Origin of the sequence: Paenibacillus tyrphae (assembly GCF_000722545.1) — a bacterium.
Lineage (GTDB): Bacteria > Bacillota > Bacilli > Paenibacillales > NBRC-103111 > Paenibacillus_G > Paenibacillus_G tyrfis.
Window position 1 is genome coordinate 94,450 of sequence record NZ_JNVM01000033.1, and the last position, 15,624, is coordinate 110,073.

Below are 15,624 nucleotides of genomic sequence, written 5' to 3' on the forward strand. Positions count from 1 at the left end.
AGGTGTCAGGAGCCGCGAGCCGGGGACTAGGGAGCAGGTACCGATGGGGTCGCCGGGGGTCGCCGGCGAGATACCGACGACAAAGTACTGGCGATCAAGTACCGGTGTCCAAATGCTGGCGACCAGACGCTGGACAGCCAAGAGCGGATGCCTGAGACTTTCACCAAAATTTAGCAGAACTACACATACCCTATGCCACCGGAAATAGCCCGGCATTTCAAAATAGCGAATCTGTCGTGCGTTAACAGCCCCATTTTGGGGGATATGAATACTTTTCGACACGATTAGAGCACCTGGGTTCCGCTATCACCGATGCAACGTTTAAAATCCCCGCTTAATGCACCTCACCCGGTTACACTGACACAAGCGATGACTCATAATAACCTGCACCGGCGCAAAATGGTTTCTCCTACCGACAGCCCCCCATTTTATCATCTTGGAATGATCATACGTCCCTGTCCCTCTGTTCACTCTCCCGTCCAGCCGTCACTCGCCTCGTCTTTACTCAACTCTCCCCCTGCCTATCGTCTCGTCGCTTCGTCTCCTGCCCTCAACGGACATATCAAAAAAGCGCCCCCGCTATGAGGGACGCCTAATTTTATGTTTCCACTTCAAACTGCCTTAAGCCGACTCTTCGCCTTCCTCGGCCGTATCGCCGTGCAGCTCTTGGAACAGCTGAACGAGCTTGCCGTGCTTGCGCAGCGATTTTTCGTGAATCAGGTTCAGCTTGCCGTTGTCCAGTACTCCGAAGCGCTCGATCAACTGCTCGTTCTCGTGCGTCCAATCGAAGCCTTCGAAGATATTCAGACAGTTGGTCCAGTTCTTCGTATACTTGCCGTCCGTGAACAAATGACGGTGTGCATACAGCGCGACGCTTTCCTGCATGGCGCGGGACGCCGAAGTGTACTGCGGCACCCCCGGCTGCTCCGGCATGAGAGGAATCAGCGTGCTGTAGAACTGGTGCAAAATCTCGATGTACGTGGACGGGTCCTGCTTGATTCGGCGCGCCAGCTCGTAGGACGGCTGCATTTTGCCGGTAAACAGCATCGTCGCGGTCGAGTACATCCAGCTGAACGACGTAAAGTTTTTGTTGTAAGCGGTCAGGTTGGCCCGACGCTCTACACCCGCGGACTTCAAGAAGACGTTGTGGTCCACGACCTGCTGAATGACGACGTTGAGCGGATCGATCGAGTCGAACGAATGGCCGAGCTCTTTGCTGACGAGCTGAACCTTGGAGTTGATATCCCCGAACAGCTGCTTCTCTTCTTCCTCGCTGAGCCCGATGTAGATTTGCACCGCCAGCTCGCTTTCCATCAGCTCCAGACGGCGGCGTTCCAACTGCTCAACCTGGCCTTCCAGCTGTTCCAGCTCGCTTGCGATCTCCACATTGTCCGGCGCTTTCCGGTGCTTGATTTTCATGGCGGAAACTTTCTTGTCCAGGCTGCGCGCTTCTTTGAGCATTTGCTCGTTCACGTAGCCGAGAGCAAGGATGCGGTGCTGGCCGTCCAGAATGCTCAGCTTCGAGCCGGGGCGCAGGTACAGGCCGTTCTGCACCTTAGCCAAGCTGCTTACGTCGCGCAAGCTTAAGGTGACCGGACCGAAAAAGACGCGGTCGAGCTCGCGCTCCTGCAAATAGTTGGAAATTTTGCGGCGTTGTCCCCCGCTTAGCTTCCGCTGCACCATCGGATCGATGGTGGTGTAATTAAGCAAATCCTGCACTTGTATCGCAACCGTTGCGAGTCCGAAGCGATCGCAAAACGGATGTATGGTCATTTGCAAATTTAAACCGTCCATTAACCGACGTCCTCCTTAGAGCTATCTCCCGGAAAAGCTTGCTGCCCCGTCGAATCATCGCGGATCAGGAACATGTGGTGCTCCACGTAAAAATCTTTGACGAACTGATACGCTTTTACGATGCGCGAGCGTCTTGGCAAACGGTCTTTCTCGTCCCCGCTGTAAATGGCACTCCAGTCGATATGCGGCAAAATTTTGAGCGCGTAATCGAGCGCGTATTTGTTAAACGTGCCGGTTTTCGTCACTTCGTCGTGGAAGAACATCGCCAGCGCGATCTGCAGGTTTTCCGTCCAGCAGAGCTCGCCCTTTTCCGGCTCCGGCAAATACTTGAGCAGGCTTTCGAAATAGAGCGCCCCCAGCTTCAAATGCTCTTCGATCTCTTTTTCCTCAAAATAGTACCCGTTGTTGCGCGACGCCGACTTGAGCCGTCCTTCGAACAAGCCGATCAAAATTTCGATCAGCAGGTGGTAGGAGAACAAATACTCCGGCCCTTTGCCCCGCTCCGTAAACATGTCGACAGGCAGATTCTTCATCACAGGCGCATCTTCCACAAGCCTCGAGGCCAGCACATGATAGAATCGGCGCTGCTCGCGGAGAACGGCCAGATTTCCGCCGATTTTGCGCGGAAGCTTGTTGATGTCGGAGAACAGCTGCCGTTCCTGACGCGCGTTGATGTCCAGGTAGATCATCGTGGACATAGGGAAAGCGTACAGCTTGCTCAGCTTCGCGCTGATTTCTTCCATGCGTTCATACTCCCGGCGGTCTTTTGCCCGGGCCATTGCGCCCTGCAGTGTTTCCATCAGGCGGCGGAAGGCGGCAAGCCGGTGCTGGCCGTCCACGACGTACAGCTTCTCAATCGCCTGCAAACGGTAGACCTGCGCCTGCGCATCATACTCTCCCGCGCCGCGGGCCGAGAGGATGATCCCCGGAAAATAAATGCCTTGTCCGTGATCCAGATAGAGCATGATATAGTCCATCATCTTGGACAAGTTTTGTGGAACGATGGAGCGCTGAACCTCCAAATCCACTTCATAGATGGCGAACAGCTTGCTCATCGGAAGCGTGGTCGAAAGCGTAGTCTGTCCGAACGTCCGGGACATCGCCCCAGGGATTTCGATATACGATGACGCTTTCTGCTCCGCCAGCAGCTCCGACAGAGATGAAATTTGATCCATATCCGTTTCCTCCTTGGCTTACCTCGCGTAAAGCTATATGCATATAGTTTACTATAATAGGTTCATATAATTCCATTATACACCGAAAAGACACGAAACATTCAGGATATTGGCAAAATATGCGTCTTTTTTTTCGTTTTCCGAGCTTGCATTTTTGAAAAAGAGCAAAATAAGGAAAAGCCGACACTTCAAGATGAAACGTATCGGCAGGTTACAGAGCTATGATGGATTCGTCCCGAACGGACGCAGGCTAAGGCATTCGGTCAGCAGCCTTCAGGAGCGGCCATATGCGCACTTCCAGAGCTTCCGCATAATGAAGCAGCGGAGGAACGTCCGGCGCAAACGGAAGGCCGTTGCCCGTCAGCATCGTATTCTCGTAAAGCTCGGCTTCCGCCTTCTGCAGCGGCCAGGGCGGATGATGGATGTCGCAGCGCATGACGTCCCGTCGCCCGTTCAAGGTATACAAGCAGTAGCGTTCGGTCAGCCAATGCTCCAGCGATCCCGGCTCGGCCGTATATGGCGCCGAAACGGGCTGGTAACGTGCAGCAAAGGCGGGGCCCGCCTGCCGGCGTTCACTCCGGTAAAACACGGTTTCGTTCTGCACGGTTACGCCCATATCGGCCCGGTAGTACGGAAGATGGTACAGCCGTCTGGCCAGCTTGACGGCGAGCGTATGCGCCGCATCGAGGCTGAAAAAGTAGACGCCGGGCTTGTCGTGGAGCGTGACGTAAGTTCTGACGTTAAGCTCCGGAAACCGGCTCGTTCCCGGAACCGGCGGCAAGCTGCGCAGCCGGATATCCGTCATCCGGAAGGGAACGACAGCTAGCCACGCGCTGCCCTCATAGGTATCCAGCGGCAGCTCCTTCGGCACGTAACCACGAAGCTCATCCGCTGGAACGGGCCAATGGGCAAACAACAGATTGCGCCAAGTCTGCTTCATGATCCACGGCAGCACTGGCAGCGGCCACGGGCGGTGCGCGGTATCGAAACGGTCAGGCTCCATGTCTGGATCCCCCCTTGACTTCATGTTATGAACGAGTACAGACCCGCGAATCGCTGGTAGGCCGGCTAAGACGACCCCGCGCTTGCTGCGGGCCTCATTGATGGTTTATTGATCTTTCAATTGATAGGACAATACCTGCCGCCAGCCTTCGTATTTCCGCTCGCGCGTCAGGTCGTCGCAAGCCGGCTCGAATGTCCGGTCGAAGCCTTGCAATTACTCCAGCTCCTCCAGACCGGCCCAGAATCCGACGGCAAGCCCCGCGAGCAGCGCGGCGCCGAGCGCCGTCGTCTCGGTCACTTTCGGCCGCACGACGGGAACGCCGAGCAGATCCGCCTGAAATTGCATCAGAAAGCCGTTCTTGACGGCGCCGCCGTCGACGCGCAGCTCGCTGAGCTTGTGCCCCGCTTCCCGCTGCATCACTTCCAGTACGTCGCGGCTTTGATACGCGATGGCTTCCAGCGCGGCGCGCACGAGATGCGCTCGTCCGGAGGCCCGGGTCAGACCGGCGATCAGCCCGCGGGCTTCCGGCTCCCAGTACGGTGTGCCGAGACCGGCGAAGGCCGGCACGAAGTATACGCCGTCGGTATCCTCGATGGAGCAGGCGATCTCTTCGGTTTCCGCCGAATCCTCGATCAGACCCAGGCCGTCGCGAAGCCACTGCACCACGGCTCCCGCAATGAACACGCTGCCTTCGAGCGCATAGTGAACCCGGTCTCCGATCTGCCACGCGATCGTCGTCAGCAGGCCGTTCTGCGACAGCACCGCCTGTTCCCCCGTATTTCTCAAAATAAAGCATCCGGAAGCAGCCTTGTCCGAACAGCGCCGCCTGTTGGTCGCCTGCGACGCCCGTAATCGGAAGCGCCACTTCGGCGTCCAGCAGCCGCGTATGCCCGAAATCGCCGCTGGAGGGCAGCACCTTCGGCAGCATCGCGCGCGGAATGCCGAACTCCCGAATGATTTCTTCGTCCCAGTCGAGCGAATGAATGTTGAACAGCATCGTCCGGGAAGCGTTCGAGACGTCGGTCGCATGCACTTGGCCCCCGGTTAAGTTCCAGCTCAGCCAGCTATCGATCGTTTCGAACAGCGCTTCGCCTTTTTCCGCTTTCTCGCGAAGCCCCGGGACTGACTCCAGCAGCCACTTCAGCTTCGTACCGGAAAAATAAGGATCGAGCACCAGCCCCGTTTTTACACGGATCATCTGCTCCAGTCCCCGCTCCTTCAATTCGCGGCACATGTCCGACGTACGCCGGCACTGCCATACGATGGCGTTATGCAAAGGCTTGCCGGTGACGGCATCCCAGACGACCGTCGTCTCCCGCTGGTTCGTAACTCCGATGGCGGCGATTTCCCCCGCAGATACATGCGACGCCGCTTCTTTCATGACGCCGAGCTGAACGCGCCATATTTCTTCCGCATCGTGCTCAACCCATCCCGAACCCGGGAAGATTTGCTTAAATTCCCGTTGACTGGAATGAATGATAGCGCCTCCATGGTCGAATATAATCGCCCGGCAGCTCGTCGTTCCTTGGTCCAAAGCCAAAATATAACCCGGCTTCGTCATATCGATTCCTCCCCCGAGGATAGTCCGCTTATATATAGGAAAATGGTTGCAAAGGGAATCTATCATAAGCCCGATTTCGCTGTCAAGGTTGATCCGAAGCCGGTCTCGTGCTATGATAAAGTTAACAAGTTAATCAGGTCAGAGATCAAGAGAAGACCGTGAGCAAGCTCTGCAGGAGCGCGTATGCGATTAGCAACGTGCCGAGGTAGAGTTGTTTCACGTCTTCTCTTTTTTGCTTTTACCCGGAACCGGGCGGCCGCACATTTCGAAAGGGGATCGATACACATGACAAAACAGGCGCAATTTTCAGGGGAACACCGACAAGCACAGCTTCAGGAGATGGCCGGAGCCCCGCTCGATCTGCTGGTTATCGGCGGAGGTATTACCGGAGCAGGAATCGCGCTCGATGCGCAAACCCGGGGGCTGAAAACCGGACTGGTCGAGATGCAGGACTTCGGCGCAGGCACGTCGAGCCGTTCCACGAAGCTGATTCACGGCGGCTTGCGTTACTTGAAGCAGTTCGAATTCAAGCTGGTGGCCGAGGTCGGCAAAGAGCGGGCCATCGTCTACGAGAACGCGCCGCACGTGACGACGCCCGAGTGGATGCTGCTGCCGATTATCGAAGGAGGTACCTACGGCAAGCTGGCGACCTCCGTCGGGCTGATGATGTACGATTCGCTGGCGGGTGTCAAGCGGAGCGAGCGCCGGATCATGCTGTCCAAAGCCGAGACGCTTCGGCGCGAGCCCCTGCTCCGCGAAGACATGCTGAAGGGCGGCGGGTACTACGTCGAGTACCGCACGGACGACGCCCGGCTGACGATTGAAACGATGAAAGCCGCTGCGGACCGCGGCGCTTTGGCGGTCAACTATGCGAAGGTGGAAGAGCTGCTCTATGAGGGCGGGAAGCTGAAAGGCGTGCGCATCGTCGACATGCTGAGCGGCGAAACGTATGACATCTTTGCCCGCAAAATCGTCAATGCGGCCGGACCTTGGGTCGACACGATCCGGGAAAAGGACGGCTCGAAGCAGGGCAAGCGGCTGCACCTGACCAAAGGCGTGCACCTTGTCATCGACGGCGGGCGTTTCCCGCTCAAGCAGGCGATCTACTTCGATACGCCGGATGGTCGCATGGTGTTCGCCATTCCACGGGACGGCAAAACGTATGTCGGCACCACCGACACGAACTACAGCGGCGATATCGTTCATCCGCGGATGACGACGGCCGACCGCGATTATATTTTAACGGCGGCGAACTTCATGTTCCCGAGCCTCAAGCTAACAGCGGCCGATGTCGAGTCCAGCTGGTCCGGGCTGCGTCCGCTTATTCACGAAGACGGCAAATCGCCGTCGGAGCTGTCGCGGAAGGATGAAATCTTCATCGCTCCTTCGGGTCTCATTACCATTGCCGGGGGCAAGCTGACCGGCTACCGCAAAATGGCGGAGCGCATCGTCAACCTCGTCACGAGCCAGTTCCAAGAGCAAGGCGGTGCATCGTATCCGGGCTGTACGACGGACCGGATCAAGCTGTCCGGCGGGGACGTCGGCGGCTCCGCGCAATTCAAGGCGTTCGCGGAAGCGAAAGTACGCGACGGTGAAGCGCTCGGTCTGACGAAGCGTCAAGCCGAGTCGATCGTGCAGCGCTACGGCTCCAACGCGGACCGCGTCTTCCAGGGCTGCACGAAGATGCGCGAGGAAGCGGAGCAAACCGGCCTGCCGCTGGATGTGCTGGCTTCGCTCGCCTACGGCATCGATGAGGAAATGGTCGCGACGCCGCAGGACTTTTTCGTCCGCCGGACCGGCGCGGTGTACTTCGACATCGCTTGGGCACAGCGCTGGAAGCAGCCGGCGACGGCTTACATGGTGAAGCGCTTCGGCTGGACGCCGGAGGTCGCGGAGGAGCATCTGCGCCGGCTGGACGTGCTTCTGCACGATGCGGCAACGCCTGCCGCGTCCGAGTAAGCGCCCGGCGAGCCGCTACACCGGTGCATAAGCGTCCCACAGCTCCCTGCGGGACGTGGTGACGGCTACCGCGCCGGAGCCGAGTGCAAGCTCGACATCTTCGTTCGTCCGGATCAATCCGCCGGCCAGAATCGGAATGTCGAGCTTGCTGTGCATCTCGGCGATAATATGCGGCATCACGCCCGGCATCACTTCAATGTAGTCGGGCGCCACCTTCTCCGACAGCCGGTAGGTCGTGTCTAGCGCAATCGAGTCGAGCAGGAAGTGCCGCTGAATGCCGAGTACTTTATGCTTCTTCGCCGTCGCTACGGCGCTGCTTCGGGTGGAGATGATGCCCCCCGGCCGCATGGATTGGCATAAAAACTCGATCGCATAATCGTCGTTTTTCAAGCCGTGAATCAAATCCACGTGCACCAGCAGCTGCTTTTTATGCTGCCGGACAAGCTGCGCGACGCTCATCAGCTGCGACACATGGCTGTCCAGCAGGACGATCCAAACATAGGAGGATGCGAGCAAATGCTCCAAATCCTTCAGCTTGCGTACGGCGGGAAGAATCCGCTGTCCGTAAAAATCCGATGGAGCCGGGACCGATGTCCCGGCTTTTCGTTCTGCGTTCAACCCTGCCTGCCCCTTTCGCCGGCACCGCGCATCCGGCCGTCCAGGAAACGCACAGTCGCTTCGAGCGCTTCCTCAAGCTGCGGGGTCGTTCCGGCAAACGGATGAACCGCGCCGAACGTATGCGTCCCCCCTGCAATCGTCACGAACGATTGGTTCGGAGCGGCTTCGCGCAGCCTGTGGAAGCCCTCCTTCAGCCGGTCGGAGTCCGCGTCGCCCTGTACGGACAGCACCGGAGTCTTCAGCCCAGTAAGCCGCGCGGTAATATCGAAGCGTTCCGCATTTTGCTTCAAATCATCGTAGAACGTTTGCCGAATCGGCATGTTCTGCCCCGTCCGCGCGTTCGCCACGTAGGCGACGCCATTACGGGCGAGTTCTTCCTTGAACGCGTCGTCGAAGAGGTCGGCCGAAGCGATGCCGTTCCACGTAACAACGGCCTGCACATCCGGGTGCTCCGCGGCAAACACGATGCTGTCTCCGCCCCCACGGCTGTGGCCGAGCAAGGCAACCCGGCCGGTATCCGCCTGCTCCGCAAAGGGCAGCCGCTTCTCCTGCAGCAGCTCCCAGACGACCGCCAGATCTGCCTGCTCGCGAGAGTACGTATTTACGGCGAATTTGTCCAGCTCGTCGAAATCCCGCTCGTTCACCCCGTTGCAGGAAAAATTAAACCGGATGACGTAACATCCGCGGCGGGCCAGCTCGGCGGCGGCATAAGGCTGAAAGCCCCAATCCATGAAGCTTTTAAAGCCGTGCGCCATGATCACGACGGGCACCGGCCCTCCGTCTGCCGTCTCCTGTACCATTACTTCGCCCCGAAGGGTAAGCTCGGCGTCAATCGGCTGCTCGAATCGCCACTGCCGCAATTCGGATGCTTGCTCGCTCATAAGAATTCCTCCTTGAATACATTGAATTATATGGAATAACGGCTGCTGTACAGCCCTTCCGTCTTTTGTGCCGTGCCTGGCTGCTGCATTTCCTTTCCATTGTATCAAAAGCGCCGGCATTTGCCATGCTCTCTTTGTCCCGCACCACGAATCCTCCCCGATCCATCGGTCCGGGACAAAAAAACGCGCCTTTCTCAACGGTTCGACCAACATTTACTTTTTTTCCGGGAGTTGTGTTATAATAAAAGCAAGTGACTGGTTCGGATCTTTTGAGTTTGATTTGTATGTTCGTCGTCAATTCCATCGAGGAGGTCTAACTTGGCTAGTTCAGAAAAAAAGTTGTCCATTTTTGCCTTGGGCGGCGTAGGCGAAATTGGCAAAAACATGTATGTGGTACAATACGCAGACGACATTATTGTCATTGATTGCGGTTCGAAATTCCCGGATGTGGAGCTGCCCGGCATCGATATTATCGTACCGGATATCTCCTATCTGATCGAGAACCGGAATAAAGTCAAGGCGCTCGTCATTACGCATGGTCATGAGGATCATATTGGCGGGTTGCCTTATATCCTCAAGCAGCTCAATATGCCCGTCTATGCGAGCAAGCTGACGATGGGACTTATTGAAGGGAAATTAAAAGAACACGGGCTGCTGGGTTCGACGGAACGGGTGTTAATTCACGCGGATTCCGTATTAAAGTTCGGAACAATTGTCGCTTCGTTCTTCAAAACGAATCACAGTATCCCGGACAGCCTTGGGGTCGTGCTTGATACCCCCGAAGGCGCAGTCGTTCACACCGGCGATTTTAAATTCGACCAAACGCCCGTTAACGGCCAATATGCCGACCTTCACCGCATGTCGGATATCGGCAAAAAAGGCGTCCTCGCGCTGCTCTCCGAGAGCACGAATGCGGAGCGTCCAGGGTTCACCCCTTCGGAAAAAAGCGTCGGCGTCAATCTGGAGGACGTATTCCGGACCGCTCGCCAGCGGGTGATCGTGTCTACCTTTGCCTCCAATGTACACAGGCTTCAGCAGGTCATCGAAGCGGGCATCGCTTCGAACCGGAAGCTGGTCGTCATCGGACGCAGCATGGTCAATATGATTACCATCGCCTCCGAGCTCGGATATCTGAACATTCCGGACGGCATGCTGATCGAGCCGAACGAAGTGAATAAATATGCGGCTGACCGCATCGTTATTCTGTGTACGGGCAGCCAGGGCGAGCCAATGTCGGCGCTGACCCGGATGGCCCGCTCGAACCACAAGCAGGTGGAAATTCTCCCCGGAGACACGGTCATCATCTCGGCCACGCCGATTCCGGGGAACGAAAGAAATATCGGACGGACGGTCGACGAGCTGTTCCGCCTCGGTGCCCACGTCATCTACGGCTCCGGCTCGCTGACGGGCATGCACGTTTCCGGACATGCCAGCCAGGAAGAATTGAAGCTGATGATCAATCTGATGCGTCCGAAATTTTTCATCCCGATTCACGGGGAATACCGGATGCTCCGTCAGCACAGCACGCTGGCGCAAGCGGTCGGCGTCGACCCGGCCAACATCTTTATCGTCGACAACGGCGAAGTCGTTGAAATCCAGAACGGCGCGGCCCGCAAACGCGGCAAAGTTCCTGCCGGCAACACCCTCATCGACGGCTTAGGCATCGGTGACGTCGGAAATATCGTCCTGCGAGACCGTAAGCACTTGTCTCAAGACGGCATCCTGATTGTTGTCGTTTCGATCAGCAAACAGGAAGGCACGATCCTCTCCGGACCCGATATCATCTCCCGCGGCTTCGTATACGTCCGCGAATCGGAAGGCTTGCTCGACGATGCAAGCCGCATAGTGTCCAATACGATCAACAAATTAACTCACGAGAATGAGAACCAATGGTCTACGATAAAATCAAATGTAAAAGATGCGCTAGGACGATTCTTATATGAGCGAACCAGAAGAAAGCCGATGATTCTTCCGATTATTATGGAAGTTTGATCGAACCAAACCAACCAGTCCACTTACAACGAGCAAATACCCTCTATCCTTTGCGGGATGAGGGTATTTTTTGTCGGGGATTATTCTTCAAGCTTCATCGTTTCTTGGATATCCGTATGGAGAAGTTTTCCTTGCGCTACGCTGTTTGTTGTCTTCGTATAAGAGATTTGATGATCGTCCTTCCATTCCGGAAAATCATAATCGAAGGTTTCCGTACCCTGCTTTACGATCTTCTCCTTACCTGTGCCGAGATCCAGCACGATAACGCTTATGCGGCCTCCGTCAACATGGCGGTCTTTAATCGAGGGAAGGTCCTCGGAACCACGAGCATACAGCAGCCTGGAATTGTCGGGTGAAAAAGAGATTTGCCCTGCGCCTAAGTAGCTTACTTCCAGTATAATTTTACCGCTTGCCGGGTCAACGAGCTGCCCCGTACGGATTGGCGAAGTACCCGAATCGACCATCAGCCATTTACTGTTCGGCGACCAAATGGCATAACCGACTCTGGAAGCAATCCCTATGATTTCCTTGGGCTGCGCCTCGTCGATATTCCAGATGAAATTGGTTTCGTTCTTCTCCTTGGTAAAAAAGACAAATTGCCTGTCGGGAGACGGAGTAATATCGCGGTTGCCTTTGTCTGCCTCCACACGCTCGATGACCGTCTCATCGTAGATCTTCCCTTTGAACTCGCCTAACTTGACAAGCTTGCGCTTGGGCCGCTTCCCCTTCTCGGTTTGAATCAGCTTGCCGCCCGGATCGTTTTTGTCGCTCTTTTTGAGGATAAAATCTCCGGTCAGCAAATTGATGTCTTCTTCCTCCCCCCGATAAACGTCCATCGTATGGTAACTGCCGCCCGTATAGCCTATCAAAACCCAGTCCCGATCCCGGTATTGAAAGCGGTACTTCGAATACCACCGATCGCTTGACCCTCCGTGGAAGCTAAAGAGGAGCGTATTATTTTTTATGGAAAGCTCCTCTAACGGCTCTCCGAAAACACCCCCGCAGTCTTTACATAAAATGGCTTCTTTGGCGTAGATCGATTGTTCGTAAGCTCCTGCTGCGTTTCCAAAAAATAAAATTAAATCCCTTTCCGTCATGGAATCCTTGGGATCTTCTACGATGATGGCCAGATCGTCCATTCCGTCTTTGTTGAGGTCTCCGCGGGCGATGGCCTTCTGACCGTTACTCAGAAGCGAGAGTGCTTTACCGGCCGGAATGAGAGAAGAAAGGTTACGGATATCTTGCGCCGCCCCAGTCTGCTGCGGCTCAGGCTGAGCCTTGGATTGCGGCTCGGACGGTAGTTGGGATGGAGATGGAGCTTGGGTTTGCGCTCGAGCTTGCGGTTGCGATGCTTCCGCATTTTGTTTAGTGTCTTCCAATTGATTGCTTGCGTCTTTCTGTGTTGCCCCCGGTTTATCCTCCGTTGACTTCTCGCAGCCTACGGCTGCCGCCAAGAATACCATGATCATTAAGCATTTCATCGTTTGGCTGAAAAATCTGCTTTGCATAAAGTAGCTTCCTTTCAATTTCACATGGGCTTGATTCAAACAACTCTGTATATATCGGCCATATGCTTCACCAAATTCATGTAAATTTTGGCACAGTTTAATAAAAAGCCTCAATTGGTCAGTGCGATCTTAAATGTTATTTACAAAATCAACTCCTGACCTTTTATTTCTCCAGTTTCATCCATATGTTCATATTCATCAAACCCTTCCCGCTCCAAGTTATGATATACTTAAAAAAAGCAGATCAAGCGAGGTGAGGCGGATGAAATGGGAGGAAATTGCCGAACTGCATCCGAGTCGTTTTGTGTTAGTCGAGGCGATTAAAGCCAGTTCCAGCAATCGTGTGCGCAGTCTTGAAGATATGGCGGTTATTCAGGATTACGATAATCCGCAAGAAGCTTGGAGCGGTTATAAACATTTTCACAAACTGTATCCTTCGCGTGAATTATACGTATTCCACACCAGCCGAACCGATGTGGAGGTTGTGGAAGAGTTTTTCTCAGGGGTTCGGCAGCGCTCATGAAGATACGCCTCCACAATGGGCTGCCTATTGTTTCCTTGACCTTAATGCATCACGAACAATCTGTTATACTGCCAAACGTTTTGTTCGATACAGGATGTGCGGCCACTGTGTTTGATACGGATTTACTCTCCCAAATCTGCATTCACATTGATTTTATTCATGGCAGAGCCAAAAGGATGTACGGTGTGGGCGGAACAAGCGAAATATGTTACGAACAAATCATTCCTGATTTGAAAATTGAGCATATTCACTTGGATACATTTCCTATTCAACTCGGTTCCGTTCAAGAACCCTATGGCTTCGATGGCATATTAGGCATTGATTTTATGATAAAAGCAAGATTAAAAGCCGACTTTGAAATGATGCGGATTGTTTACTCCAATTAAGCTCTGCCCGTAGCAACATTTAACCTTGGACTTTCCTGCGGGCTGAGTCTTTTCCCAAGAAGGCGTGATGGTCATAAGGCCTTACCGAACCAATCGAAGTCAAGCCTATGTTCGGCATCACAGAAAGAGGGTCATTCAACGCAAAAAGCGGTTTGCCGCACAGTGGGGATGGATCTTCAAGCATGCCGGCAGCTTTTCAAAAGGAAAAATCCATTGTTCATGCTGGCGGTGGTGTGAAAAAAACCCTCGGCTTGGCTATCCCAAATCAGAGCAAGCCAGAATAACGGACTGCAAGCAACAGCTCCAGGATTCGGATTACTAACTCAGTATTATGAAACAAGCGCTGCCCCACCCAAAAACCAAATAGCCCTCTTCCCGCGCTTCCCCGGAAGGAAAGCGGAAAAAGAAGGCTGGTGTGGTTGCTTCGCGAATGCTTCAAATCTGCAGTTCCCCAAGCTTGATCAGCTCGACAACGGCTTGCGAATGGCCTTTGACATTTAACTTCTGCATGACGTTAGAAATATGGTTTCGGACTGTTTTTTCGCTAATAAACAGCTGCTGTGCGATATCTTTTGTCGTTTTGTCCTGCATGAGCAGTCAAAGACCTCACGTTCGCGATTGGTGAGCAAAAATTTACTTTTGTGATCGCTGCCTTTCAAAGGCAAAAGTACCCTTTAATCTCGTTTCACCTAGAACCACTTATTTTACCCTCAATTACCTTTGTTTATGGGGGTTTGCCCTTTTTTATATCCCCCCGTTCACCTATACACTCCTGAAAATTCCCTTTCGTCTGCTCTTTTTGCATCAAATTTGCATCAAACATAAGTTATAAAATTTAGAACATAGAAGACACTAAATGTATGGTACAATTGTTATAAGGTGGAATTTAAGTAAATTCTAAAAGGAGCTCAATAGATGAGTCATGCAGAAGTCCTTCAAAACCATCCCGTTCGTGATAAAATACGTGAATGTAACCAGGTAATATCAGAGATCAGCAAAATGGATGGAATTACGGCGGATCAGGAATTACAAATGAATAGAATTCATACTGTTTTAAATGTCCTGAACACTATTATTGAAAAAACTGATCCCTTTTTACTAGCAACAAACACCATCGATAACATTAGTAATAATGTTCAGAACATAACATCATATTTAGTAGACTTCAAGAATTCGTGTAATAACGCTCAGATAATTAATGCTCTTTCTTATGTTGATTCTCTATGTAATAGTTTAGGAATGATATATTTCCCTTTAAAAGAAAATGAAATCGACAGTATTAGAGATTCTGCTATTTCATTTAGGCAATCCTTAGCCCAACACTTAAGGCATACTTCAAAAGAGGCCGAAGAAACCTGGGAACTTATTAAAACTAATCGTGAAGAAATAGACTCTTTAGCAGGAAGTATCAGTTCTGAACAGCAACGACTAACTAACATTCTTTCCTCAATCCAAAGAGAATATGACAACATAGAAGCAACCCGTAAAAAAAGATTTGAAAATTTCTTAGAGGAACTAAACGATTCTCAGCAAAACGAGTTTAACAAATTAATGGTCAAATTCAAGGAACAGTCCGATCAAATCGAGAATGATAGAGAAGTTCATAGACTAAATGCTGAAGAGATTCTTCACGATCTAGGATCTTACAGCGAGAAGGCAAAACAAATATTGGGCACCTTATCAATTGATAGCCACGCTGCTGGATATAAACGTGAAGCTGACAGAGCTTGGAGGACAAAAATTGTTTTTTATACAATAACCGGACTTTTGTTTGTATTACTAATGATCAGTGCTTATTGGAACTCCCTTCATAGTACTGCACAGTTTACATGGCAAAGTTTTGCAAGTAAATGGACTGTAACTATTGCAATTGGAGCCGCTGTAACTTATTTCGCGAGACAAGCAGCTAGACAGGAGCAGATTGAACGTGAGAATCGTAACATGCAACTTCAAATCGCCACAATTGATCCGTATATAGAAATATTTGAAGAGGATGAACGAAAAGAAATTAAAAAGCAACTGGTCGATCGTATATTCACTGGTGTTCGTCCTGAATCTAGCAAAGATAGTGAGAAGAATCTAGGTATATCACCGATAGACCTTCCTAAGCTTATTGATTCAGTTGGAAATGTGATAAAAATTAATAATAAATAAAAACCAGAACCACTATTTTCGCTCCTGGTCAGCTCAAATAAGGAGACTAATCACCATTCGGCATCACATA

General features: G+C 52.8%; 12 protein-coding genes and 2 pseudogenes. 6 read left to right on the forward strand and 8 right to left on the reverse strand.

Going from position 1 to position 15,624, the window contains the following annotated elements:
- Positions 1-621 precede the first annotated feature (621 nt).
- The 4 genes and pseudogenes from ET33_RS29860 to glpK all read right to left on the reverse strand — a co-directional run bounded on the left by ET33_RS29860 (position 622) and on the right by glpK (position 5,533).
- Positions 622-1,794: a DNA sulfur modification protein DndB gene (locus ET33_RS29860; RefSeq protein ID WP_036690718.1), complete on the reverse strand. Its 1,173-nt coding sequence runs from the start codon at positions 1,792-1,794 to the stop codon at positions 622-624.
- On the reverse strand, positions 1,794-2,969 hold the full coding sequence (locus ET33_RS29865; RefSeq protein ID WP_036690721.1) for a DNA sulfur modification protein DndB: 1,176 nt from the start codon (positions 2,967-2,969) through the stop codon (positions 1,794-1,796). Before ET33_RS29865 ends, ET33_RS29860 begins: the two co-directional genes overlap by 1 nt.
- A 250-nt stretch (positions 2,970-3,219) precedes the next feature.
- Positions 3,220-3,972 carry a YqjF family protein gene (locus tag ET33_RS29870; RefSeq protein ID WP_036690723.1) on the reverse strand — a complete coding sequence of 251 codons (753 nt, stop codon included), beginning with the start codon at positions 3,970-3,972 and terminating at the stop codon, positions 3,220-3,222.
- Between the two features lie 105 nt (positions 3,973-4,077).
- Positions 4,078-5,533: pseudogene (gene glpK / locus ET33_RS29875) on the reverse strand (glycerol kinase GlpK).
- A gap of 285 nt (positions 5,534-5,818) precedes the next feature.
- Between glpK and ET33_RS29880 the strand changes: the two are divergent.
- On the forward strand, positions 5,819-7,492 hold the full coding sequence (locus ET33_RS29880) for a glycerol-3-phosphate dehydrogenase/oxidase (RefSeq protein WP_036690727.1): 1,674 nt from the start codon (positions 5,819-5,821) through the stop codon (positions 7,490-7,492).
- A 15-nt stretch (positions 7,493-7,507) separates the two neighbouring features.
- On the opposite strand, the gene ET33_RS29885 is transcribed toward ET33_RS29880, so the two are convergent.
- Complete coding sequence (locus tag ET33_RS29885; protein WP_051775809.1) at positions 7,508-8,110, reverse strand: glycerol-3-phosphate responsive antiterminator; 603 nt, start codon at positions 8,108-8,110, stop codon at positions 7,508-7,510.
- Positions 8,107-8,991, reverse strand: coding sequence for an alpha/beta hydrolase family protein (locus tag ET33_RS29890; protein ID WP_036690730.1), 885 nt, complete (start codon positions 8,989-8,991; stop codon positions 8,107-8,109). Before ET33_RS29890 ends, ET33_RS29885 begins: the two co-directional genes overlap by 4 nt.
- A gap of 318 nt (positions 8,992-9,309) precedes the next feature.
- Here ET33_RS29890 and ET33_RS29895 point away from each other — a divergent pair, with 318 nt between their 5' ends.
- The gene (locus ET33_RS29895) at positions 9,310-10,983 is read left to right on the forward strand and encodes a ribonuclease J (RefSeq protein WP_036690747.1); all 1,674 of its coding nucleotides are present in this window, start codon (positions 9,310-9,312) and stop codon (positions 10,981-10,983) included.
- An 80-nt stretch (positions 10,984-11,063) separates the two neighbouring features.
- On the opposite strand, the gene ET33_RS29900 is transcribed toward ET33_RS29895, so the two are convergent.
- Positions 11,064-12,491: a hypothetical protein gene (locus tag ET33_RS29900; RefSeq protein WP_036690748.1), complete on the reverse strand. Its 1,428-nt coding sequence runs from the start codon at positions 12,489-12,491 to the stop codon at positions 11,064-11,066.
- 262 nt (positions 12,492-12,753) lie between these two features.
- On the opposite strand from ET33_RS29900, the gene ET33_RS29905 reads away from it, so the two are divergent.
- The 3 genes from ET33_RS29905 (at position 12,754) to ET33_RS39070 (ending at position 13,684) form a co-directional block, all read left to right on the forward strand.
- Positions 12,754-13,014, forward strand: coding sequence for a hypothetical protein (locus ET33_RS29905; RefSeq protein ID WP_036690749.1), 261 nt, complete (start codon positions 12,754-12,756; stop codon positions 13,012-13,014).
- On the forward strand, positions 13,011-13,400 hold the full coding sequence (locus ET33_RS29910) for an aspartyl protease family protein (protein WP_036690750.1): 390 nt from the start codon (positions 13,011-13,013) through the stop codon (positions 13,398-13,400). Before ET33_RS29905 ends, ET33_RS29910 begins: the two co-directional genes overlap by 4 nt.
- A gap of 107 nt (positions 13,401-13,507) precedes the next feature.
- The gene (locus ET33_RS39070) at positions 13,508-13,684 is read left to right on the forward strand and encodes a hypothetical protein (RefSeq protein WP_161783579.1); all 177 of its coding nucleotides are present in this window, start codon (positions 13,508-13,510) and stop codon (positions 13,682-13,684) included.
- A 151-nt stretch (positions 13,685-13,835) separates the two neighbouring features.
- Here the strand turns inward: ET33_RS39070 and ET33_RS29915 are convergent.
- A pseudogene (locus ET33_RS29915) lies at positions 13,836-14,059 on the reverse strand (helix-turn-helix domain-containing protein).
- A 256-nt stretch (positions 14,060-14,315) separates the two neighbouring features.
- Between ET33_RS29915 and ET33_RS29920 the strand changes: the two are divergent.
- Entirely contained in the window at positions 14,316-15,554 is a 1,239-nt protein-coding gene (locus ET33_RS29920; protein ID WP_036690751.1) for a hypothetical protein, read from the forward strand.
- Positions 15,555-15,624: the final 70 nt, after the last annotated feature.